The organism is Ramlibacter sp. AN1133, from assembly GCF_037890035.1.
Lineage (GTDB): Bacteria > Pseudomonadota > Gammaproteobacteria > Burkholderiales > Burkholderiaceae_C > Ramlibacter.
This window is the reverse complement of record NZ_JBBKTQ010000020.1, coordinates 1-22,980: the sequence shown is the minus strand read 5'-3', so window position 1 is coordinate 22,980 and position 22,980 is coordinate 1. Positions and strand designations below refer to the sequence as shown.

Sequence of the window (22,980 nt, the reverse complement as noted above, 5' to 3'; positions counted from 1 at the left end):
GACTTACCTAGTGGCATTCCATTCCGCCTGGTCGCTCGGCTGGCGCACCCTGTGGCGCGACCTGCGCGGCGGCGAGCTGCGCCTGCTGATCGTGGCCGTGACCCTCGCGGTGGCGGCGCTCACCGCCGTGGGCTTCTTCGCCGACCGCCTGAAGACGGGGCTCGAGCGCGATGCGCGCCAGCTCCTGGGCGGCGACGCGGTGGTGGTGAGCGATCAGCCCACGCCCGCGCAGTTCGACCGGCAGGCGCGCAGCCTGGGCCTGCGCAGCGTCACGACGCTGGTGTTCCCCTCGATGGCGCGCGCGCCGGATGCGCAGGGCGGTGGCAGCCGCCTCGTCGCGCTGAAGGCGGTGCCGACCGGTTATCCGCTGCGGGGCCGGCTGCAGGTCGCGCAGGACGCCGAAGGCCCCGGCAGCCCCACCTCCGAGGTGCCCAGGCGCGGCGAAGCGTGGGTCGATCCGGCGCTGCTGGAGGCCCTGGGCCTCGCCGTCGGGGACCCGCTGCTGCTGGGCGACTCGCAGCTGCGCATCACGCGCGTGATCACGCTGGAGCCGGACCGCGGGGCGGGCTTCCTGAGCTTCGCACCGCGCGTGATGATCCACGTCGACGACCTGCCCGCCACGCGCCTGGTGCAGCCGGCCAGCCGTGTCGGCTGGCGCTTCGCCGTCGCGGGTGAGGACCCGCGCGCGGTGGCGCGCTTTTCCGACTGGGCGGTGGCGGAAGCGCGTCGCCCCGAAGTGCGCGGCGTGCGCGTCGAATCGCTCGAAGGCGGACGGCCCGAGATGCGCCAGACGCTCGATCGCGCGGAGAAATTCCTGAACCTCGTGGCGCTGCTGGCCGCGCTCCTGAGCGCGGTGGCGGTGGCGCTGGCCGCGCGCGGCTTCGCCAGCCGGCACCTGGACGACTGCGCGATGCTGCGCGTGCTGGGCCAGAGCCAGCGCACCATCGCCGGCAGCTATGCCTTCGAATTCACCCTCGTGGGCGTGTTCGCCAGCCTGCTGGGCGTGGCGATCGGCTTCGCGGTGCACTTCGTGTTCGTCGCGATGCTGGGCGGCCTGGTGGAAGGCCGGCTGCCGGCCCCCGGCATATGGCCGGTGCTGTTCGGGCTCGGCATGGGGCTCACGCTGCTGTTCGCCTTCGGGCTGCCGCCGGTGCTGCAACTGGCGCAGGTGCCGGCGCTGCGCGTGATCCGCCGCGACGTCGGCAACCTGAAGCCCGCATCGCTGCTGGTGCTGGGCATCGGCGTGGCCGGCTTCGCCGCGCTGCTGTTGGCCGCGAGCAGCGACGTGAAGCTGGGGGGCATCGCCGTGGGTGGTTTTGCGGGCGCGGTGCTGGTGTTCGCGGGCCTGAGCTGGGTGGCGGTGAAACTGCTCAAGCGCGTGGTCAGCGAGGCGACGGCCCCGCGCTGGCTCGTGCTGGCCACGCGGCAGATCGGCGCGCGTCCGGCCTATGCGGTCGTGCAGAGCAGCGCGCTGGCCGTGGGCCTGCTCGCCCTGGTGCTGCTGGTGCTGCTGCGCACCGACCTGATCGCGAGCTGGCGCCAGGCCACGCCGGCGGACGCGCCGAACCGCTTCGTGATCAACGTGATGCCCGAGCAGGGCGAGGCCTTCCTCGCGCGCCTGCGCGGCGCGGGCGTGCAGCGGCTGGACTGGTACCCCATGTTCCGCGGCCGGCTGGTGGCCGTGAACGGCAGCGCGATCTCGCCGGATCGCTACCCCGAGGATCGCGCGCGCAGGCTCCTCGATCGCGAGTTCAACCTGTCGTTCGCCGCGCAGCAGCCGGCGCACAACCAGCTGGTCGCGGGCCGGTGGGTGCCGGAGGAGCAGGGCACGGTGAGCGTGGAAGAGGGGCTGGCCACCACGCTGGGCCTGCGGCTCGGGGACACGCTGCGCTTCGACATCGCGGGCACCATGAGCGAGGCGCGCATCACCTCGCTGCGCAAGGTGGACTGGTCCTCCATGCGCGCGAACTTCTTCGTCATGTACCCCGTGAGCGCGCTGCCCGGCGTGCCGGTCACCTACATGGGCGCCTTCCGCGCGCCTGAACGCAAGGGCTTCGACAACGCGCTGGTGCGCGAATTCCCCAACATCACCGACGTGGACATGACGGCCACGCTGAACCAGGTGCAGGACGTCCTCGACAAGGTGATCCGCGCGGTGGAGTTCCTGTTCGGGTTCACGCTGGCGGCGGGCGTGGTGGTGCTGTTCGCCGCCGTCACGGCCACGCGCGAGGAGCGGGCGCGCGAGTTCGCGATCATGCGGGCGGTGGGCGCGCGCGGCTCGCTGCTGAGGCAGGTGCAGCGCGCGGAGCTGGTGGGGATCGGCCTGCTGGCGGGCTTCCTCGCCAGCGTGGTCGCCTCCATCGTCGGCTGGGCGCTGGCGAAGTACGCGTTCGACTTCACGTGGACGGCTTCGCCCTTCGTGCCGCTGGTCGGCGCGGCCGCGGGCGCGGTGCTGGCGCTGGCGGCGGGCTGGTGGGGTTTGCGCGGCGTGCTGAGCCGCCCCGTCGTGGAAACCTTGCGCAAGGCGGCCGAATAGCGTTCTTGGGACAATCGCCGCGATGGAGACCCAAGACAAGCCGCCGCACGACACCCCCTTCGCGTGGATCGGCGGCGAGGAGAAGGTGCAGGCCCTCGTCGACCGCTTCTACGACCTGATGGACCTGGAGCCGAAGTACGCCGAATTGCGTGCCGCGCACGGCACCGAGCTGGAGCGGGCGCGGCAGAACCTGTTCTGGTACCTGTGCGGCTGGCTCGGCGGCCCGCCGCACTACACGGACCGCTTCGGCCATCCGCGCCTGCGGATGCGGCACATGCCGTTCAAGATCGGGGTGGTGGAGCGCGATCAGTGGCTGGCGTGCATGGACGAAGCGATGGGCGACGTGGGGGTCGACGAGGCGCTGCGGGCGCGACTGCGGCAGGCCTTCTTCCAGACGGCAGACTGGATGCGGAACACGCCGGGCTGACAGCCGGGGACGTAGGCTGGCGGTGAGCCTTGCGAACCCCAGCGATCAGCGAGCGCTTCGAAGCTGGGTTCCGGCGCAGCGAAGCTGGGGTTCCGGCGCTTCGCGCCTCCACCACCAGCCTACATTGCGCGCCTACGCCCCCGGTTTCAACAACACCACCACCGCCCCCGCCCCACCCTCGTCCCCCCGCGCCTGCACGAACGCCAGCACCTCGTTCTTCTGCACCAGCCAGCTGTGCACCTTGCCTTTGAGCACGGGCGTCTTGCCCGGTGAGCCCAGGCCCTTGCCGTGCACCACGCGCACGCAGCGCAGCCCCTGGCGCATGGCCTCGCGCAGGAAGCCCGCCAGCGCCTCGCGGGCGTCCTCGGTGCGGAACCCGTGCAGGTCGATCTCGGACTGGATGCTCCACTCGCCGCGACGCAGCTTGCGGGCGACGTCGATGCCGATGCCGGGGCGGCGGAAGCTCAGGGCGTCGTCCACCTCCAGCAGCGTGGAGGCGTCGAATTCGTCGCTGATCGCCTCCTTCAGCACCCGCTGGTCATCGAGCTGGCGCTGCGCCGGAATCGGCGCGACGGGCTCCGGCGGGTGATGCACGCGGCCATGCGTGCGCAACTTCTGCACCGGGCCGGCGGCGCGCTGGAACAGGCTCTTGTCCGCATCGGTGCGCTTCTGCGCTTCGGCCCGCACGGCGGCCTCCTCCCGCGCGATGCGCTCCCGCTCCGCGATCTTCTGCTTGATTCCGTGCAGGTCCTGCAACGACTTCGATTTCAAAATGGAGCCCCCACGCTGGTCACTTCGTGTACTGCGCTGCCCCCCGAGGGGGCCTTCGCGTCCTGGGGCGGCCCGGCGACGCTCATATCAATCCCTTCTCCGCCATCGACAACGCCTGCCCCGGCGCGACGATGACGTGGTCCAGCACCCGCACGTCCACCAGCGCCAGCGCCGCCTTCAGCGTCTGCGTGAGCGCCTCGTCCGCGCGCGAGGGCTGCACCGTCCCGCTCGGATGGTTGTGCGCCAGCACGATCGCCGCGGCGTGGTGCTGCAGCGATTTCAGCACGACTTCGCGCGGGTACACGCTGGTCTGAGTCAGCGTGCCGCGGAAGAGTTCTTCCATCGCGATCAGGCGATTCTGCGCGTCGAGGAACAAGGCGGCGAACACTTCGTGGGCCCGCCGCGCCAGGTGCAGCTGCAGGTAATTCTTCACGGCGTCCGGCGAACCGAACACCTCGCGGGCGCGCAGTTGCTCGGAAACGGCGCGGCGCGCCAGTTCCAGCACGGCGATCAGCTCCGAGCGCTTGGCCGGGCCGCCCAGGCCATGGACCTTGCGCAATTCCTCGCTGCCGGCGTGCAGCAGGCCGGCGAGGCCGCCGAAGCGCAGCAGCACGTCTTCCGCCATGTGCAGCACGCCGCGGCCGGCGGTGCCGGTGCGCAGCAGCAGGGCCAGCAGCTCGGTATCGCTCAGCGCGGCCGCCCCGCGGGCCAGCAGCTTTTCGCGCGGGCGGGCGTCCGCCGGGAGGTCTTTGAGCGCCATCTTCGTGCCCCTGGTCCCGACTTCCTAGAATGGAGGGCCAGTTTATCGGGACTTCCATGGCCTCCTCCACGCCCCGGGTGCATCCGGGCTCCTTCCTCACGCTGCACTACCGGCTCGCGGGCCCCTCGGGCGACATCATCAACACCTTCGACGGCAAGCCCTCGACGCTGACACTGGGCAACAGCGAGCTTTCCCCCGCCATCGAGCAGCGCCTGCTGGACCTGGAAGAGGGGACCCGCACGCAGTTCGAGATCCCCGCCGGCGAGGCCTTCGGCGAGCGCAACCCGGAAATGGTGCGCTGGATTCCACGCAAACTGCTGGTGCAAGTAGGCGACCCGCATGCCAAATATTCCGTGGGCGACGTGGTGAAATTTCCCACCCCGGACGGCGCCGGCCGGTATGCGGGCGCGGTGAAAGAGCTCGGCGCCGACGCGGACGGCGATGGCCACCCCGACGAGGTCCTGCTGGATTTCAACCATCCGCTGGCGGGTGAGCCGGTCACCTTCGAAGTGCAGCTGATCGGGGTGATCTGACGTGGCCGCCCCCCAGGAAATCCTGCTGGCCGAACCGCGCGGCTTCTGCGCCGGCGTCGACCGCGCCATCGAGATCGTCGAACGGGCGCTGGCCCGCTTCGGCGCGCCGATCTACGTGCGCCACGAGATCGTGCACAACACCTTCGTCGTCAACGACCTGAAGTCCAAGGGCGCGATCTTCATCGAGGACCTCGACGAAGTCCCGCCGGGCGCCACGCTGGTCTTCTCCGCCCACGGCGTGAGCAAGGCGGTGCAGGCCGAGGCGGCGGCGCGCGGCTTCCACGTCTTCGACGCCACCTGCCCGCTCGTGAGCAAGGTCCACATCGAGGTGGCCAAGCTCGCCAAGGAGGGCTACGAGTTCATCATGATCGGCCACAAGGGCCATCCCGAGGTGGAAGGCACCATGGGCCAGCTCGATCACGGCATCCACCTGGTGGAGGGCGTGGCCGACGTGGCGAAGGTGCAGCCGGCGCAGGCCGAGCGCCTGGCCGTGGTCACGCAGACCACGCTGTCGGTGGACGACGCGGCGGAGATCATGGCGGCCGTGAAGGAGCGCTTCCCCACCATCCGGCAGCCCAAGCAGCAGGACATCTGCTACGCCACGCAGAACCGGCAGGACGCCGTGAAGATGCTCTCGCGGAGCGTGGACGTGGTGATCGTGGTGGGCAGCCCGACCAGCTCCAACAGCAACCGCCTGGCGGAGCTGGCGCGCAAGCTGGGCGTGCCCAGCTACATGGTGGACCATCCGAGCGAGCTGAAGGCCGAGTGGCTGCAGGGCAAGACGCGGGTGGGCCTCACGGCCGGCGCCTCGGCGCCGGAGGTGCTGGTGGAGCAGGTCATCGCGCGCATCAAGGAGATGGGCGCGGTGGCGGTGCGCAAGATGGACGGCATCGTCGAGACCGTGAAGTTCCCGCTGCCCAAGGGCCTGAAGCAGTAAACGCCGCTACAGTGCCGCCCATGGACCGGCACGTCATCGCAGCGGCCGCCGCGCGTTTTCGCGCCGACGGCCGCAATTTCATCCGCCGCACGCCCCTGTGGCAGCTTCCCGGGGCCGCGCTCGGCGTCGACTGCGCCGAGGTCTGGCTCAAGCTCGAACAGCTGCAGGTCTCCGGCAGTTTCAAGGCGCGCGGCATGTACAACCGCCTGCTCGCCAACCCCATTCCGGCCGCCGGCGTGATCGTCGCATCGGGCGGCAACGCCGGCATCGCCACGGCCGCGGCGGCGCGAGCCCTCGGCGTGAAGTGCGAGGTGTTCGTGCCCACCGTCAGCAGCGCGGCCAAGCAGCAGAAGTTGCGCGAGCTGGGCGCGCAGGTCGTCGTCACGGGCGCCGTGTATGCGGAAGCGCTGGAGGCCTGCCTGGCGCGGCAGCGCGAGACGGGCGCCCTGCTCACGCATGCCTACGACCAGCCGGAGGTGGTGGCGGGCGCGGGCACGATCGCGATGGAGATCGAGGAGCAGGGCGGCCGCACGCCGGACGCCGTGCTGGTGAGCGTGGGCGGCGGCGGCCTCATCGCCGGCATCGCCGCCTGGTTCGCGCAGCGCAGCCGCGTGATCGCGCTGGAGCCCGAGCTCGCGCCCACGCTGTACCGCGCCCGGGCCGCTGGAGAACCCGAGGACGTGGCCGTGAGCGGCATCGCGGCCGATTCGCTGGGCGCGCGGCGTGTCGGCGCGATCGCGTGGGACATCGCGGCGCGGCATGTGGCCGATGCGCTGTTGCTGCGGGATGAAGCGATCCGGGCGGCGCAGCTTGCACTGTGGAAGGAGTTCAAGCTGGCGGTGGAACCGGCGGCGGCGCTGGGTTTGGCGGCGTTGCAGACGCGGGCGCATGTGCCGCGCAGGGGGGAGACGGTGGCGCTGATTCTCTGCGGCGCGAACCTGGATCCGGGGACGCTCTCCTGATGTGCGCGCTGGGGCCGGTAGGCTGGCGCTGACGCGCGCCAGCGCCGGAAGCCCAGCGCTTCGCTGCGCTCGCGCCTCGCTGGGCTTCGCGCGCTGACGCGGCTCAGCGCCAGCCTACGTGCAATGCCCAAGTCAAGGCGCGCAACTCACCATCCACCCCACCCCGAACCGATCCTGCAGCATCCCCATCGCCGCCCCCCAGAACTTCGGCGCGAGCGGCATGCGCACCTGCCCGCCTGCGGCCAGCGCGTCGAAGATGCGCTCCGCCCGCTGCTTGTCCTCCCCGAGGTCCAGCGACAGCGTGATGCCGCTGAACGCGGGCTTCGCGGCGCCCGGCAGGCCGTCGCTCGCGAGGATGCGCGTGCCGTCCGCTTCCAGTTCGGCGTGCAGCACCTTGTCCTTCCATTCCGGCGGCAGCTTGGGGGTGTCGAGCGGCGAGCCCGCGTAGCGGTTCAGCGCGACGATGCGCCCGCCGAGGCAGCGGCCATAGAAGGACAGCGCTTCCTCGCAGCGGCCGCCGAAGGACAGGTAGGGTTCGATCCGCATGGTGGCTTCTCCCGGGAGTTCGTCCGATGGTACGCAGGCAGCCGAATAAAATGCCCCGATGCTCGACGTCAACCTGCTCCGCAAAGACCTGAACACGGTGATCGCGCGCCTGCAAGCGCGCAAGTCCCCGCAGCCCTTCCTCGATGTCGAAGCCTTCCAGAAGCTCGAGGCCGAGCGCAAGACCATCCAGACGCGCACCGAGGAGCTGCAGGCCCGGCGCAACCAGCTGTCCAAGCAGATCGGCCAGCTCAAGTCCAAGGGCCAGTCCGCCGATGCCGTGATGGCCGAGGTGGCGCAGCTCAAGGTGGAGCTGGACCAGTCCGCGGCCCGGCTGGACCAGATCCAGCCCGAGATGCAGGCGCTGCTGCTGGCCGTGCCCAACCTGCCGCACGAGAGCGTGCCGGTGGGCGCCGACGAGGCCGGCAACGTCGAAGTGCGCCGCTGGGGCACCCCGCGCCAGTTCGATTTCAAGGTCAAGGACCACGTCGACCTCGGCGAGCCGCTGGGCCTGGACTTCGCCACGGGCGTGAAGCTCGCCGGCGCGCGCTTCACCGTGATGAAGGGGCAGATCGCCCGCCTGCATCGTGCGCTCGCGCAGTTCATGCTCGATACGCAGACGCAGGAGCACGGCTACACCGAGTGCTACACGCCCTACATCGCCAACGAGGCGACGCTGCGCGGCACGGGCCAGCTGCCCAAGTTCGAGGCCGACCTGTTCGCGGTGAGCAAGGGCGGCCAGGATGGCCTGGGCGACGAGGAGCAGCAGGCGCTGTACCTGATCCCGACCAGCGAGGTGACGCTGACGAACTTCGTGCGCGACGAGATCCTCGCCGAGGCGCAGCTGCCCGTGAAGCTCACGGCGCACACGCCGTGCTTCCGCTCCGAAGCGGGCAGCGCCGGGCGCGACACCCGCGGCATGATCCGGCAGCACCAGTTCGACAAGGTGGAGATGGTGCAGGTGGTGCACCCCGAGAAGAGCTACGAAGCGCTCGAGGAGATGACCGGCAACGCCGAGGCTATCCTGCAGAAGCTGGACCTGCCGTACCGCGTGGTGCTGCTGTGCTCGGGCGACATGGGCTTCGGCGCCGCCAAGACGTACGACCTCGAGGTCTGGCTGCCGGCGCAGGACACCTACCGCGAGATCAGCTCGGTCTCGAACTGCGAGGCCTTCCAGGCGCGCCGGCTGCAGGCCCGGTTCAGGAACGCGCAGGGCAAGAACGAGCTGGTGCACACCCTCAACGGATCGGGCCTGGCGGTGGGGCGCACGCTGGTCGCCGTCCTTGAGAACTACCAGAACGCGGATGGCAGCGTGACGGTGCCGCAGGCGCTGCGCCCGTACCTGGGCGGCCTGGAACGTCTTGTTGCCTGACTTTGCGCGCGCAACACCGCGCAAGGCCGTCAGCCGACAAGGCTCAACGGCAGGCGCCTACACGTCGGTAGGCGGCCCTTGAACACCATGCAGGCTCGCGGGCGCATCGACCCGCGCAGCTGTATGACAAGGAGCCCGCACATGGCCAAGTTCTTCTTCAAGGCGGCATTCGCCGCTTCCGCCCTGGTCCTCGCCTCGCAGGCGATGGCCCAGATCGTCCTCTACGAGCGCGAAGGGTTCCGCGGCCACTCCGTGGTGGTCAATGGCGAGGTGCGCAACGTCGAGCGGCGCGCGCTGGGCGACACCGCTGCCTCGGTGGTGGTCGAGCGTGGCCGCTGGGAAGTGTGCGAGCAGCCGCGCTTCCAGGGCCGCTGCGCGGTGCTGCGCCGGGGCAACTACCCCGACCTGCGCGGCACCGGGCTGCAGTGGAACATCGCGTCGATCCGGCCGGCCCGCGAAGGCCGCCGCTACGAGTTCGAACCGCAGGCCGCCGCCGGCGGCGACTATGCCTATCGCCGGCGCGCCAGCGAGCGCGTCCAGGAGGTGCCGATCCGCGACGTGCGCGCGATCATGGGCGCGGCCAACCAGCGCTGCTGGGTGGAGCGGCAGGCCGTCCCCGCCGCCAACGTGAACGCCAATGCCAACGCCAACGTGGGTGGTGCGGTGCTCGGCGCGGTCGTGGGCGGCATCCTGGGCCACCAGGTCGGCGCCGGCAGCGGCCGGGATGCGGCGACGGGCGTCGGCGCCGTGGCGGGCGCCGTGGTGGGGAGCAACGTGGCGGGGCGCAACGCCGCGCCGGGTTATGCGACCCAGGATGTCCAGCGTTGCGAGACCGTGCAGGGCGCGCCCGCGTACTACGAGGTGACCTACAACTACCGCGGCACGCCGCACACCGTGCAGATGAGCGCACCGCCCGCGGGCAACACGATCATCGTCAACGAGCGCGGCGAACCGCGGATGTAGGCACGGCGGGGCGGTTCGCGCGCTGGTGCTAAAATCGCCGGCTTCGCACCACGCGAACCGAAATCCAGGAGCGGTGGCAGAGTGGTCGAATGCGCCGGACTCGAAATCCGGTATACGGTTTCACCGTATCGAGGGTTCGAATCCCTCCTGCTCCGCCAGGACGCAAGTCCAGAGAGGTCCACAGAGTCCTCTCCAACAGCAAGAAGCCTTGAGCAATCAAGGCTTTTTGCTTTTCCGCGTCCGGGAACCGCGGCCCGCTCGCCGCGGCGAGGTTCAGGAGATGATCGGGACCTCCGGAGCCGAAATCGGGGGCGCTTGCGGAGGCGAAGAGGAAACCGGCGGCGGCGGTTCGACGTCGGATGCACCGACGGCCCGCCCTTGACCAAGAGAGTACACCCATGAAGGTCGCACTGCTGGGCGCCGGCCACATCGGCCAGCGCATCGCCCGCCTGCTGCACGCGAGCGGCGACTACCAGGTCACCGTCTTCGACCAGAACGCCCGCGCGCTGGCGGAGCTGGCAGCCGAGGGCATGGACACGCAAGCGGTGGGCGAATCGATCGAGGCGATCGCGCTGTCCCTGGCAGGCCAGCAGATCGTGGTCAACGCGCTGCCCTACCACCTCGCGATTTCCGCGGCGCGCATGGCGCTGCAGGCCGGCTGCCATTACTTCGACCTGACCGAAGACGTCGCCGCGACCAAGGAGATCAAGCACATGGCCGCGGACGCGCGCACGGTGTTCATGCCGCAGTGCGGCCTGGCGCCAGGCTTCATCGGGATCGTGGCCCACCATCTGACCCAGTCCTTCGACACCCTGCAGGAAGTGAAGATGCGCGTCGGTGCCTTGCCCGAGTTCCCCACCAACGCACTGAAGTACAACCTCACGTGGAGCGTGGACGGCCTGATCAACGAGTACTGCCATCCCTGCGAGGCGATTCGCGACGGCAAGGCCATCGAGGTCCTGCCGCTCGAGGGGCTGGAGCATTTCTCGGTGGACGGCATCGAGTACGAGGCGTTCAACACCTCCGGCGGGCTCGGCACGCTGTGCGAAACGCTGGAAGGGCGCGTGCGCAACCTCGACTACAAGACGGTGCGCTACCCCGGCCACCGCAACCTCATGCAGTTCCTGCTGCGCGAGCTGCAGCTGCATTCGGACCAGGAGACGCTCAAGGACATGCTGCGCCGCTCGATGCCGGCCACGATGCAGGACGTGGTGCTCGTGTTCGTCACCGTCTCGGGCATGAAGAAGGGATCGTTCCTGCAGGAGGTGTTCGCGCGCAAGATCTTCGCCGAGCGCTCCGGCGATCGCCAGCTCTCCGCGATCCAGATCACGACCGCCGCCGGCATCTGCGCGGCGGTGGACCTGTTGCGCGAGGGGAAACTGCCCACCTCAGGCTTCATCCCGCAGGAGCGCGTGCGCCTGCCGGATTTCCTGGCGAACCGGTTCGGCAAGGCCTATGAGAAGGCGCGCCAGGTCCACACGATTTCCTGAAGCCGGCGCGGCACGCTAGCGCGGCGCCCGCCGCGCCGCCTTCAGCACGTCCGCGATCAGGAAGGCGAGTTCCAGGCTCTGCGAGCCGTTCAGCCGCGGGTCGCAGGCGCTGCGATACCGCTCGCCCAGGGTCGCATCGCTGACGGCCTGGGCGCCGCCGCGGCACTCGGTCACGTCCTGGCCGGTCATCTCGAAATGCAGGCCCCCCGGATAGGTGCCCTCCTGCGCGTGCGCGGCGAAGAAGCCGCGCACCTCCTGCAGGATGCGCTCGAAGTCGCGCGTCTTGTAGCCGTTGGACGAGGTCACGGTGTTGCCGTGCATCGGGTCGCAGCACCACACCGGCGCGCGGCCCGCATCGCGCACGGCGCGCAACAGGGGCGGCAGCGCCTGCGCCACCTTGTCGCTGCCCATGCGCGCGATCAGCACGATGCGTCCGGGCTCCTGCAGCGGATCGAGGATCTCGAGCAGCCGCAGCACGTCGTCGGGCCGGGCGGTGGGGCCGAGCTTCACGCCCACGGGGTTGCGCACACCCCGCAGGTATTCGACGTGCGCGCCTTCCACGGCGCGCGTGCGCTCGCCCAGCCACAGCAGGTGTGCCGAGCCGCCGTACCAGCGCTGTTCGCGCGCGTCCAGGCGCGTCAGCGCCTGCTCGTAGTGCAGGTGCAAGGCCTCGTGCGAGGTGTAGAACTCCACCGCATGGAGCTGGGGCGCGCGGGCGGCGTCGAAGCCGCAGGCCTGCATGAAGGCGAGCGACTGCGTGATGCGGTCGGCGAGTTCCTCGAAACGCTCGCCCTGCGGGCTCGAGCGCACGAAGTCGGCCGTCCAGCGATGCACCTCGTGCAGGTCGGCGAAGCCGCCTTGCGCGAGCGCGCGCAGCAGGTTCAGCGTGGCTGCCGAGTGCGAATAGGCCGTCAGCAGGCGGGCCGGGTCCGGCTGGCGGGCGGCGGCGCTGAATTCGCTGCCGTTGACGATGTCGCCGCGGTAGGAAGGCAGCGTGATGCCGCCGGCCGTCTCCGTGTCGGAGGAGCGCGGCTTGGCGAACTGGCCGGCGATGCGTCCCACCTTCACCACCGGGCAGGCCGCCGCGTAGGTGAGCACCACCGCCATCTGGAGGATCACGCGGAACGTGGATTCGACCGGCTGCTCGCCGAGTTCGTCGAAGCTCTCCGCGCAATCGCCGCCCTGCAGCAGGAAGGCCTCGCCGCGCCCCACGGCCGCCAGGCGCTGGCGCAGCTGCGAGATCTCGCCGGGGAAGATGAGGGAGGGCAGGGCGGCCAGCCGGCGTTCGGCGGCCGCGAGCGACTGCGCGTCGGGATACGCGGGAAGCTGCAGGGCGGGCCGATCGCGCCACGAGGAGGGTTGCCAGGGATCCATGGACGGCATCGTAATGCCGCGGGCGGGCGAAGCCATTGACGGGCTTCAGCCCGAAAAGCGTTCGAACACCAGCCCCCGCAACCACTGGTTGCCCGGCTCCCGGTGGTTCCTCGCGTGCCAGAACACGTTGATCGCCACCTGCGGCAGCTCCACCGGATGCGGCACCGCCACCAGGTCGAAGGGCTCGAGCATCCGTTCGGCAAAGCGCTGGGGCACCGTCGACACCAGGTCCGTGGCCTGCAGGATGTGCCCCACGGCCACGAAGTGCGGCACCGTCAGTGCGATGCGGCGGGCGACGCTCTTGCGCTTCATGATCTCGTCCACCTTCCCGTGCCCCGTGCCGGCGGACACGACGACGAGGTGCTCGGCGTCGCTGAACTCCGCCAGCGAGATCTTCTTCTTGTCGAGCCTGTGCCCCTTGCGCATCAGGCAGACATAGCGCTGCGCGAACAGGCGCCGCTGGAAGAAGCCGCCCTTCAATCCGGGGATGAGGCCGATGGCCAGGTCCACCTTGCCCGCTTCCATGTCGTCGCGCAGGTTGCCTGTGCTCCTGTGCGTGGTGATGCCCACCCCCGGCGCCTGCTGGCGCAGCAGGTCCATCAGCGCCGGCAGGAAGTAGATCTCGCCGATGTCCGTCATGCTGATGGCGAAGGTGCGGTCGCTGTGCCCCGGGTCGAACGCGGCGCGCTGGTTCAGCGCCGCATGGATCAGCCCGAGCGCCTGCGTCACCGAGTCCGCCATCTGCTCGGCGAAAGGGGTCGGCACCATGCCGCCGGGCGTGCGCAGGAACAGCTCGTCGCCGAGCAGCTTGCGCAGGCGCGCGAGCGCGTTGCTCACCGCGGGCTGCGAGAGGTCCAGCGCCTGCGCGGCGCGCGAGACATTCCGCTCGGCGAGCAGGTGCTTGAACACCACCAGCAGGTTCAGGTCGATCTTCTCGAGGTCCACGGGGTTTCCTTGAGATTCCCAAGGTGAATATTGTCTATTCAGCGCATTCCATTGGCGAATGCGCCGGGGAGGCGCACCATGCCGCGGCTGCCTTGCCGTGGATCAAGGAAATCGGCGGCGCGATGCGCTCTATTGGCAGACCGGAAGGAGAGGAGACATGCTCGAAGGCTGCGTCCCGTGGCCGGACGAGGCCGCGCGCGCGTACCGCGCGGCGGGCGTCTGGGAAGGCCTCACCGTCACGCAGATGGTGGAGCGCACTGCCGCCCGCCACCCCGGCAAGAGTGCGGTCGTCCACGGCACGACCCGCATCACCTACGGCGAACTGCTGGCGCGCGTGCGTTCCTGTGCCACCGGGCTGCTGCGCCTCGGGCTCGCCCCGCGCGACCGGGTGCTCCTGCAACTGCCGAACGGCATCGAGTTCGTCGTCACCTACCTGGCCCTGAACGCGATCGGCGTGATCCCCGTGATGGCGCTGGCGGCGCACCGGCGGGCCGAGGTCCGTCACTTCCTGGGCGCATCGGGCGCTCGGGCGTGGTTCATCGCGGAGAGCGCCGGCAGCTTCGACTTCCGCCAGCTTGCGCTGGAGCTTGCCCCGGAGGCTGCGCTGCTGCGCCACGTGATCGTCACGGGCGAGCCCGCGCGCGGACAACTGGCGTGGAAGATGCTGAACACCGAACCCGACGAAGCGGCGTTGCAGGCGGCCACGCCTGGTGCGGACGAGGTCTCCACCATGCTGCTGTCCGGTGGCACGACCTCGCTGTCGAAGCTGATCCCGCGCACCCACGACGACTACGTGCTCAACGCCCGCCTGTGCTCCCAAGCCGCGGGCTTCGACGAGGCGACGGTGTTCCTGGCCATCCTTCCGCTGGGCCACAACTACAACCTCGCCTCGCCGGGAATGCTCGGCGCCTTCTACCGCGGCGGCACGCTGGTCATCGCGAAGAGCGCCGACGTCCAGGAGGTGTTTTCCACCATCCAGCGCGAGCGCGTCACGGTGGTCGCCGCCGTCGTTCCCCTGATCACGCGCTGGCTGGCCGAAGACGTCGGCCGGCGGTTCGACCTTTCTTCGCTGAAAGTGATCCAGAACGGCGGCTCCCGCCTCGCGCCCGAGCTGCGCGCGCGCGTGCGCAAGGAGCTGGGCTGCATTGCGCAGGAGATCTACGGCACCGCCGAAGGCCTGATCAACATGACGCGGCTCGACGACCCCGAGGACCTGCTGCTGGAAAGCTCAGGCGCGCCGGTCAGCGAGCTCGACGAGATCCGTGTTCTCGACGACGCCGGCCGCGAGCTGCCCGATGGCGAATCCGGCGAACTGGTCACGCGCGGCCCCTACACGATCCGCGGCTACTACAACGCCCCCGACATCAACGCGAAGGCCTTCACCGAAGACGGCTTCTACCGCATGGGCGACATCGTGCGCAAGCGCGGGCGCCATGTCTACACCGAGGGCCGCCGCAAGGACCTGATCAACCGCGGCGGCGAGAAGATCAGCTGCGAAGAGGTGGAGAACCTGGTGTTCGGGCTGCCGCAGGTGCGGCAGGTGAGCCTGGTGGCCATGCCCGATGCGGTGTTCGGCGAGAAGGCCTGCGCCTGCGTGGTGCTGCACCCGGGGATGCAACTCACCTTCGAGGAACTGGTGGCGCACCTGAAGCGCCAGGGCATCGCCACCTTCAAGCTGCCGGAACGGCTGGAAGTGATGCCGGCATTCCCGGTCAGCCCGGTGGGGAAGATCCTGAAGCGCGAGCTGCGCGAGCTGGTCCTCCAGCGCATGGCCGCGAACCCATGAAGACGAAAGAGGAGACGAGATGAAACCCGGTGAAGCCAAGCTGCCGCACCTCTTCGAGCCGGCCCGCCTGGGCCGTTTCGAAACGCGCAACCGCATCAAGTACGGCGCCTGCTGCGTGTCCAACTACAACACGCGCGACGGCTTCATCACCGAGCGCGAGATCGCCCGCATGCGGGTGATCGCCCGCACCGGCTGCGGCATCATCACCAACCAGGGCGCCTACCCCGATCCGCTGGGCGAAGGCAAGGCGTACTTCCGGCAGGTCGCGATCTTCGACGACAGGTTCCTGCCGCAGTTCGAGCGCATCGCGCAGGACATCAAGGCCAACGGCGCCGTCGCCATCCAGCAGATCCTGCATGCGGGGCGCTACGGCGGCATCGACCTGGGCTACTGCATCCAGCCCTCGGACGTGCCGCAGACCCTGCCGCACTTCCGCCCGCCCAAGGTGATGACCAAGGAGGAGATCCGCGAATGCATCCGGCAGCACGCCGAGGCCGCCGACCGCGCCATCCGCGCCGGCTTCGACGGCACGGAGATCACCAGCTTCATGGGCTACCTGCTGGCCAACTTCAATTCGCGCTTCACCAACCAGCGCAGCGACGAATACGGCGGCTCGATCGCGAACCGCGGGCGCTTCATGCGCGAGCTGATCGACGGCATCAAGCAGGCCACGCCGGACAACCCGCTGATCGTGCGCCTCAACGGCGCCGAGCTGATGGACCAGTGGGGCGGCAACACCGAGGACGAATGCTTCGAGCTGATGCAGCAGGCGGTGGACGCGGGCGTGGACATGATCAGCGTCACGGTCGGCTGGCAGGAGGCGCCCGAGTCTTCCATCGGCCGCGACATCCCGCCGGGGTACTGGAACTATCTCGCTGAGCGCGCGAAGAAGATGTTCCCGGGCACGCTCATCACCTTCGGCAACCGGCTGCCGGATCCGCGCATGGCCGACGAGTGCCTGCGCGACGGCATGTTCGATTTCTGGGAGGTCTGCCGGCCGCTGCTCGCCGACCCCGAGCTCATTCACAAGGCGGCGGAGGACCGGCTCGACGAGGTGCGCCGCTGCATCGGCTCGCTCAACTGCCTGTCGCGCCTGTTCCGCGACCTGCCTTACACCTGCACGATGAACCCGGCACTGGGCCACGAGGTGGAACCGGAATACCAGGTCACGCCGGCCACCGTGAAGAAGAAGATCATGGTGATCGGCGCCGGCCCGGCAGGGATGGAGTGCGCGATCTCGGCGCGCAAGCGAGGGCACGACGTCACCGTGTTCGAGAAGGCGGATCGCATCGGCGGCAACCTGTACGCCTATGCGTCCAACGACCTGGCGCGGCCCGACGACCTGCTCTCGGTGATCCGGCACTACGAAGTGGTGGCGAAGAAGCTGGGCATCGAGGTGCGCCTGAACACCGAGGTGCACGCGAAGTTCATGCGCAGCGTGCTGCACCAGTACGACGTGTGCGTGGTGGCGGCAGGCGCGAAGATCGACCGCCGGCGCTTCGCCCATGTCGAGGGTGCCGAGCGCATGCTCGACGCTCTCGACGTCGCGCACGGGCGGGTGCAGGCAGGCAAGCGCGTGGTGGTGATCGGCGGGGGCAAGATCGGCCTCACGCTCGCGGAGTCGCTGCGCAAGCACCAGCAGGCCGAAGTCACGGTCGTCGAGGCCGAGAAGCGCATCGCCGGCGACGTCAAGCCTTCCTTCAAGTGGCGGCATGCCTCGTGGGTCGAGGAACTGGGCATTCCCTGCCGCACGTCCAGCCATCTGGTGAAGGTCGATGCCGAAGGCGCCACGATCGTCGATGCCAAGGGTGAGCGCGTGCTGATCCCCGCCGACAGCGTGATCCTCGCGGCCGAAATGGCGCCGGCGCATGCGCTGTTCGGCGAATTCGAGTGGATGGTGGACGAGCTGCACGGCGTGGGCGATGCCGTCATCCCGCGCGGCCTGGAGCAGGCGATCCAGGAAGGTTTCCGTCTGGGCGTGCGGCTGTGAGCGAGCTCGCCTCTCCGGTGGCCGTGGATGCGCTGCCGCCGCTCGCCTTCTGGCAGGCCGCGGCGGCGGGCCGGGAAGACCTGTTCGGTCCCCTGGACCCTGGCGCACGGCTGGCGCTGGTGGCGCGCAAGGACCCGCAGTCCATGCTGCTGTGGCAGGTGGAGCAAGGCGGTACCGCGGCCCGCATCGAGCCCTTCGCCGGCTTTGCCAGCAGCCGCGCCGACATCGCGCTGTCCGCCGACGACGAGGCGCTGGCGGCGATCGCCGCGGCTTCGGCCGCCAGCCTGTTCGAGGTGCTGCGTTCCGGCATCCGTTCGGGCCACATCGTCTGCTACATCCTGCGGCGCCGCTGCCACCTGGAGGAGCGGGGTTTCGAGGAGGTGCTGACGGAACTCGGATTCGCCTTCATGGGAGCCTGCCGGTGATCTTCCGCAACCCCGCCGGTGCGCCCGAACTGGCGTGCGACGCCTGCGGCTGCCGCTGGTTCGACCGGATGAAGGGCAGCTGCTACGAATGCGGCACGCCCATGAGCGAGGAAGGGCAGGCGGAGTTCCGCCGGGCGCTCGCGGAGTTCGCCGCCGCGCGGCGGCAGGCGCTGCCGCCCGCGCCCGCGCCCGCTGAGGCAAGCCAGGAGTAGCCAGCATGCGGATCAGGATCGTCGGCGCCGGTCCGGCGGGACTCTACTTCGCCGCGCTGATGAAGCGGCACGACCCTTCGCACGAGATCACCATCCACGAGCGCAACCCGCGCGACGCCACCTGGGGCTTCGGCGTCGTGTTCTCGGACCGCGCGCTGGAATTCCTGCGTGCCGACGACGAGGCGTTGTACCGGTACCTCACGCCGCACCTGGAGACCTGGCCGGAGATCACGATCGTGCACAACGACACGCGCATCCCGATCGCAGGCAATGGTTTCTCGTCGATCGGGCGGCTGGAGCTGCTGACGCTGCTGTACGCCTACGTCGAGAAGCTCGGGGTGAAGATCCTCTTCGGCAGCGAGGTGAACAGCCTGGACGCCCTCGGCGAAGCCGACCTGATCGTCGGCGCCAACGGTGCGTTCTCCTGGATCCGCACGCAGAACGAAGCGAAGTTCGGCACCACGACCGACTGGCGCCCCAACCGGTTCATCTGGTACGGCACGACGAAGGCGTTCGACAGCCTCACCCTGACCTTCCGCGCAACCGACGTGGGCGTGTTCTGTGCCCACCACTACCGCTACAAGCCAGACAGGAGCACCTTCCTGGTGGAGGTGGAAGAGGGCACGTGGAAGCGCGCAGGCTTCGACGCGATGGCGCCCGGGGACACGATCCGGTATTGCGAGCGGGTCTTCGCCAAGGACCTGGAGGGCCACACGATCCTCTCCAACAACTCGTACTGGCGCAATTTCCCGGCCGTGTGGAACGAGCGCTGGAGCTTCGACAACGTGGTGCTGGTCGGCGATGCGCTGCGCACCGCGCATTTCTCGATCGGCTCCGGAACGCGCCTCGCGATGGAAGACGCGCTCGCCCTGTTCAAGGCCTTCCGGGAGTGCGGCACGTCGGACCTGAAGGCGGCGCTTGCCCGCTACCAGGAAACGCGGCTGCCGCCGATGAAGAAGATCTGGGACGCGGCGAACGTGAGCATCCGCTGGTACGAGCGGATGGACGCGCTGGTGGGCACCCTCACGCCAGTGGAGTTCGCGTACAGCTACATGACGCGCACCGGCCGCGTCGACCACGCGGAGGTGCGGCGCCGCGACCCGCAGCTCGCCGCAGCCTACGAGAAGCTGCACCCGGAGGTGGCGGCCCCCTGAAGCGCCGCCTCAGGCCGCCGCGGCGGCGCGCTCCCGCTCGCGCAACCGGAAGCGCTGGATCTTCCCGGTGGCGGTCTTGGGCAGGTCCTCGATGAATTCGACGAAGCGCGGGTACTTGTACGGCGCCAGCCGATCCTTCACGAAGGCCTTGAGTTCCTCCTCGGTGGCGCTGGCGCCGGTCTTCAGCACGACGAAGGCCTTGGTCTTGACCAGCCCCTCGGCGTCTTCCTTGCCGATCACCGCCGCCTCCAGCACCGCGGGGTGCTGCACCAGCGTCGCCTCGACCTCGAACGGGCTCACGTAGATGCCGCTGACCTTGAGCATGTCGTCGCTGCGGCCGCCGTAGGTGTAGCTGCCGTCCGCGTTGCGCACGTACTTGTCGCCGCTCTTCGTCCAGCCGCCGCGGAAGGTCTCGCGCGTCTTCTCGCGGTTGCCCCAGTACATCATGGCGGCGCTCGGGCCCTGCACGTACAGGTCGCCCGGCTCGCCGTCCGGCACCGGCTCGCCGTCGTCGCCGCGCAGCTCGATCTCGTAGCCGGCCACGGGCCAGCCGGTGGTGCCGTAGCGCACGCGGTCGGGCCGGTTGGAGATGTAGACGTGCAGCATCTCGGTGGAGCCGATGCCGTCGACGATGTCCACGCCGAAGTGCGCCTTGAAGCGCTCGCCCAGTTCGGCGGGCAAGGCCTCGCCGGCCGAGGACACGAGGCGCAGCGCCACCTGCCCGCGCGCGGGCAGGTTCGGCGAGGCGAGCAGGCCGGCGAAACCGGTCGGCGCGCCGTAGTAGACGGTGGGACGCAGGCCGCCGACGCCACCGGTGAGGCGGTGGAAGGTCGCGTCCGGTGTCGCCCGCTCCGCCATCAGCAGCGTGGTCGCGCCGACGGACATCGGGAAGGTCAGCGCATTGCCCAGGCCGTAGGCGAAGAACAGCTTGGCGGCGGAAAAGCAGGTGTCGTCGCTGCGCAGTTGCAGCGTGCCCTTGCCGTACAGCTCGCAGGTCCAGTAGGGGTTGGCCTGCGAATGCACCGTGCCCTTGGGCCGGCCGGTGGAACCGGACGAATAGAGCCAGAAGGCCGGATCGTCGGCGCCGGTGCGGGCCGGCCGCGCGAGGGGCGTCGCTGCCTGGACGAAGGCCTCGAATTCCACTTCGGCGGGGTGCAGCGGCGCGACGGGGCGCGACACGATGACTTTCAGCACTTCGTGGTCGCTGCGCGTCAGCGCGGCGTTCACCGCGGGCAGCAGCGCGCCGGAGACCAGCACGGCCTGGGCGCGCGAGTGCTCCAGCATGTAGGCGTAGTCGTCGGCGGTGAGCAGCGTGTTGACGGCCACCGGCACGATGCCGGCGTAGATCGCGCCGAGGAAGGCGACCGGCCAGTCGGTGCAGTCCTGCATCAGCAGCAGCACGCGCTCCTCGCGCCGGATGCCGAGCGCGCGCAGGCCGGCGGCAAGCCGCCTCACGCGTTCGTCGAGCGCGCCGTACGTGAGCACGCCCTGGTCGTCGACGAACGCCGCCTTGGCCTGGCGGGCGAGGTTGGCGGCGAGCAGGTGCTGGGCGAAGTTGAAGACTTCCGGGGGCGGCGGGACGGTGGTCGGGGGCATGGGCACCTCAGCGAAGGTGGGACAGGACGGCGGCGGCGGCCTGGACGGCCGAGAGCCGGTGACAGAAGTTCAAGGCGCGCAGCGGACCCCGCGTGGTCGCGGGCGAAGGCGAAACGTGTCGCGTGCTGGCTTGCCATGGCGGTCTGGATGCACTATCGTGCCTGCATGCACTTTAGAAGGCCTCGAGAACAAGTGTCAAGCACGATATTGCACATGCACGGGTTAACACCTAACCGAGAGCCGCGCGACCCTGCCGCGCTCGAAACGGACACGGCCGGCGCCGAAGGCCGTGCCGACGCAGGCGGCAAGCACCCGTTCCTGGTGCAGGTCGGCGAACGGGTGCGCGCGCTGCGCAGCCGCGGCGGCATGACGCGCAGGGAACTCGCCGCCGCCGCCGGCGTTTCGGAACGCCATCTCGGCAGCCTCGAGCTGGGCGTGGGCAACGCCTCCGTCCTGATCCTGCTGCAGGTGGCGCAGGCGCTCAAATGCAGGCCGTCGGAGCTGCTGAGCGTGGAGCCCACCTCGCCGGAGCTGCTGATGATCCGCGAGCTGCTGGCCCACCAGGACGAGACGACCTTGCGGCGCGTGCGCGAGGCGATCGTGCCCATCGTCGACGGCGCCAGCGCGTCGGCCGGGCCGCGCCCGTCGCGGGTGGCCCTGATCGGCCTGCGGGGCGCGGGCAAGAGCACGCTGGGCCAGATGCTGGCGGAGGACCTGGGTTTCCCCTTCGTGGAGCTGAGCCGCCAGATCGAGAGCTTCGCCGGCTGCACGATCAGCGAGATCCAGTCGCTCTATGGGCAGAACGCGTACCGCCGCTACGAACGCCGAGCGGTGGAGGAGACGATCCAGATCTATCCCGAGGCCGTCATCGCCGTACCGGGCGGGCTGGTGGCCGAACCCGCCACCTTCAACCTGCTGCTGTCCCACTGCACCACCGTGTGGCTCAAGGCGCACCCCGAGGACCACATGAACCGCGTGGCCGCCCAGGGCGACCTGCGGCCGATGGCGGGAAACAAGGAGGCGATGGACGACCTCAAGGAGATCCTGGCGCACCGTACGCCCTTCTACGCCAAGGCGGAAATGCACGTGGACACCAGCATCGGCGCGCTCGACGAGACTTACCTGGCCTTGCGCGGGATGGTCCGCAAGGCACTCCCGATCGAGGGAAAACCCTAGGCAGAAAAGTGCTTGATTGTTCTCCGTGACATGCACTATGATGCCGTTCATTGACGCAGCGCAAACGCAGCATAGTGCATCAACCGGAGAGCCCCTTGAACCAGTCCGCCACGACCCCCTCGCCCGCCACGCCGGTCGATTACCAGACCCACCCCAGCCAGTACCGTCACTGGAAGCTGAGCTTCGAAGGTTCGATCGCGAAGCTCGTGGCCGACTTCGACGAGAACGCGGGGCTGCGCCCGGGGTACAAGCTCAAGCTCAATAGCTACGATCTGGGCGTCGACATCGAGCTGAACGACGCGATCAACCGCATCCGCTTCGAGCACCCCGAGGTCCGCACCGTGATCGTCACCAGCGCGAAGGACAAGGTGTTCTGCTCCGGCGCCAACATCTTCATGCTGGGCGTGTCCAGCCACGCCTGGAAGGTGAACTTCTGCAAGTTCACCAACGAGACGCGCAACGGCCTGGAAGACTCCTCGAAGTACAGCGGCCTGAAGTTCCTGGCCGCCGTGAACGGCGCCTGCGCCGGCGGCGGCTACGAGCTGGCCCTGGCCTGCGACGAGATCATCCTGGTCGACGACCGCAACAGCGCGGTGAGCCTGCCGGAAGTGCCGCTGCTGGGCGTGCTGCCCGGCACCGGCGGCCTCACGCGCGTGACCGACAAGCGCCACGTGCGCCATGACCTGGCCGACATCTTCTGCACCACCGCCGAAGGCGTGCGCGGCCAGAAGGCCGTCGACTGGCGGCTGGTGGACGAAGCCGTCAAGCCGCAGCAGTTCGCCGCCCGCGTGCAGGAGCGCGCGTTGGAACTCGCCGCCGCGAGCGACCGCCCCGCCGGCGCGAAGGGCGTGACGCTCACCCCCCTGCAGCGCACCATCGAAGCCGACGCGCTGCGCTATTCGCACGTCACGGTGGAGATCGACCGCTCCCGCCGCGTCGCGACCTTCACCGTCAAGGCGCCCGCCACGCCGGTCGAAGGCGACATCGCCGCGATCGAGGCGAAGGGCGCCGGCTGGTACCCGCTGCAG

General features: G+C 69.6%; 21 protein-coding genes and 1 tRNA gene. 16 read left to right on the top strand and 6 right to left on the bottom strand.

Annotation, left to right across the window (positions count from 1 at the left end; genetic code table 11):
- Positions 1–10: 10 nt before the first annotated feature.
- Together WG923_RS22620 and WG923_RS22615 are read left to right on the top strand one after the other, a co-directional pair.
- Complete coding sequence (locus WG923_RS22620; RefSeq protein WP_340353270.1) at positions 11–2,536, top strand: ABC transporter permease; 2,526 nt, start codon at positions 11–13, stop codon at positions 2,534–2,536.
- Positions 2,537–2,558: 22 nt separating this feature from the next.
- On the top strand, positions 2,559–2,963 hold the full coding sequence (locus WG923_RS22615) for a group II truncated hemoglobin (protein WP_340353269.1): 405 nt from the start codon (positions 2,559–2,561) through the stop codon (positions 2,961–2,963).
- 132 nt (positions 2,964–3,095) lie between these two features.
- Here WG923_RS22615 and WG923_RS22610 read toward each other — a convergent pair whose 3' ends face one another.
- Both WG923_RS22610 and radC read right to left on the bottom strand, forming a co-directional pair.
- Complete coding sequence (locus WG923_RS22610) at positions 3,096–3,734, bottom strand: Smr/MutS family protein (RefSeq protein ID WP_340353268.1); 639 nt, start codon at positions 3,732–3,734, stop codon at positions 3,096–3,098.
- Between the two features lie 82 nt (positions 3,735–3,816).
- Positions 3,817–4,494, bottom strand: coding sequence for a RadC family protein (radC, locus tag WG923_RS22605; RefSeq protein WP_340353267.1), 678 nt, complete (start codon positions 4,492–4,494; stop codon positions 3,817–3,819).
- Positions 4,495–4,550: 56 nt separating this feature from the next.
- On the opposite strand from radC, the gene WG923_RS22600 reads away from it, so the two are divergent.
- The 3 genes from WG923_RS22600 to WG923_RS22590 are packed head-to-tail and all read left to right on the top strand — an operon-like array spanning position 4,551 to position 6,926.
- On the top strand, positions 4,551–5,027 hold the full coding sequence (locus WG923_RS22600; protein ID WP_340353266.1) for an FKBP-type peptidyl-prolyl cis-trans isomerase: 477 nt from the start codon (positions 4,551–4,553) through the stop codon (positions 5,025–5,027).
- A gap of 1 nt (position 5,028) precedes the next feature.
- Entirely contained in the window at positions 5,029–5,964 is a 936-nt protein-coding gene (gene ispH / locus WG923_RS22595; protein ID WP_340353265.1) for a 4-hydroxy-3-methylbut-2-enyl diphosphate reductase, read from the top strand.
- 20 nt (positions 5,965–5,984) lie between these two features.
- Entirely contained in the window at positions 5,985–6,926 is a 942-nt protein-coding gene (locus WG923_RS22590; RefSeq protein WP_340353264.1) for a threonine/serine dehydratase, read from the top strand.
- 132 nt (positions 6,927–7,058) lie between these two features.
- On the opposite strand, the gene WG923_RS22585 is transcribed toward WG923_RS22590, so the two are convergent.
- Entirely contained in the window at positions 7,059–7,472 is a 414-nt protein-coding gene (locus WG923_RS22585; protein WP_340353263.1) for a VOC family protein, read from the bottom strand.
- A 58-nt stretch (positions 7,473–7,530) separates the two neighbouring features.
- On the opposite strand from WG923_RS22585, the gene serS reads away from it, so the two are divergent.
- From serS to WG923_RS22565, 4 genes are all read left to right on the top strand, one after another.
- Entirely contained in the window at positions 7,531–8,841 is a 1,311-nt protein-coding gene (gene serS, locus WG923_RS22580; protein WP_340353262.1) for a serine--tRNA ligase, read from the top strand.
- Between the two features lie 141 nt (positions 8,842–8,982).
- Positions 8,983–9,804, top strand: coding sequence for a beta/gamma crystallin-related protein (locus WG923_RS22575; RefSeq protein WP_340353261.1), 822 nt, complete (start codon positions 8,983–8,985; stop codon positions 9,802–9,804).
- A 67-nt stretch (positions 9,805–9,871) separates the two neighbouring features.
- Positions 9,872–9,962, top strand: a tRNA-Ser gene (locus WG923_RS22570).
- Positions 9,963–10,202: 240 nt separating this feature from the next.
- Positions 10,203–11,294, top strand: a complete 1,092-nt coding sequence (locus tag WG923_RS22565) for a saccharopine dehydrogenase family protein (RefSeq protein WP_340353260.1) — start codon at positions 10,203–10,205, stop codon at positions 11,292–11,294.
- 15 nt (positions 11,295–11,309) lie between these two features.
- On the opposite strand, the gene WG923_RS22560 is transcribed toward WG923_RS22565, so the two are convergent.
- Together WG923_RS22560 and WG923_RS22555 are read right to left on the bottom strand one after the other, a co-directional pair.
- Entirely contained in the window at positions 11,310–12,668 is a 1,359-nt protein-coding gene (locus tag WG923_RS22560; RefSeq protein WP_340353259.1) for a class II 3-deoxy-7-phosphoheptulonate synthase, read from the bottom strand.
- A gap of 45 nt (positions 12,669–12,713) precedes the next feature.
- Positions 12,714–13,613 (bottom strand): LysR family transcriptional regulator, encoded by a 900-nt coding sequence (locus tag WG923_RS22555; protein ID WP_340353258.1) that lies wholly within the window; start codon positions 13,611–13,613, stop codon positions 12,714–12,716.
- A gap of 157 nt (positions 13,614–13,770) precedes the next feature.
- Here WG923_RS22555 and WG923_RS22550 point away from each other — a divergent pair, with 157 nt between their 5' ends.
- The 5 genes from WG923_RS22550 to WG923_RS22530 are packed head-to-tail and all read left to right on the top strand — an operon-like array spanning position 13,771 to position 19,180.
- Complete coding sequence (locus tag WG923_RS22550) at positions 13,771–15,399, top strand: (2,3-dihydroxybenzoyl)adenylate synthase (protein ID WP_340353257.1); 1,629 nt, start codon at positions 13,771–13,773, stop codon at positions 15,397–15,399.
- Positions 15,400–15,418: 19 nt separating this feature from the next.
- Entirely contained in the window at positions 15,419–17,389 is a 1,971-nt protein-coding gene (locus tag WG923_RS22545; RefSeq protein WP_340353256.1) for an oxidoreductase, read from the top strand.
- Positions 17,386–17,814 (top strand): hypothetical protein, encoded by a 429-nt coding sequence (locus tag WG923_RS22540; RefSeq protein ID WP_340353255.1) that lies wholly within the window; start codon positions 17,386–17,388, stop codon positions 17,812–17,814. Before WG923_RS22545 ends, WG923_RS22540 begins: the two co-directional genes overlap by 4 nt.
- Positions 17,811–18,026: a hypothetical protein gene (locus WG923_RS22535; RefSeq protein ID WP_340353254.1), complete on the top strand. Its 216-nt coding sequence runs from the start codon at positions 17,811–17,813 to the stop codon at positions 18,024–18,026. The genes WG923_RS22540 and WG923_RS22535 overlap by 4 nt, the downstream gene beginning before the upstream one ends.
- 5 nt (positions 18,027–18,031) lie before the next feature.
- Positions 18,032–19,180 carry an FAD-dependent monooxygenase gene (locus WG923_RS22530; RefSeq protein ID WP_340353253.1) on the top strand — a complete coding sequence of 383 codons (1,149 nt, stop codon included), beginning with the start codon at positions 18,032–18,034 and terminating at the stop codon, positions 19,178–19,180.
- A gap of 9 nt (positions 19,181–19,189) precedes the next feature.
- Here the strand turns inward: WG923_RS22530 and WG923_RS22525 are convergent, their stop codons facing one another.
- A complete protein-coding gene (locus tag WG923_RS22525; RefSeq protein ID WP_340353252.1) occupies positions 19,190–20,776 on the bottom strand; it encodes a benzoate-CoA ligase family protein in 1,587 nt (528 codons plus the stop codon).
- 192 nt (positions 20,777–20,968) lie between these two features.
- Between WG923_RS22525 and WG923_RS22520 the strand changes: the two genes are divergently transcribed.
- Together WG923_RS22520 and WG923_RS22515 are read left to right on the top strand one after the other, a co-directional pair.
- Positions 20,969–21,952, top strand: coding sequence for a helix-turn-helix transcriptional regulator (locus WG923_RS22520; RefSeq protein ID WP_340353251.1), 984 nt, complete (start codon positions 20,969–20,971; stop codon positions 21,950–21,952).
- Positions 21,953–22,047: 95 nt separating this feature from the next.
- Positions 22,048–22,980 (top strand): enoyl-CoA hydratase-related protein (locus WG923_RS22515; protein WP_340353250.1); only part of this gene is annotated, 933 nt, incomplete at its 3' end.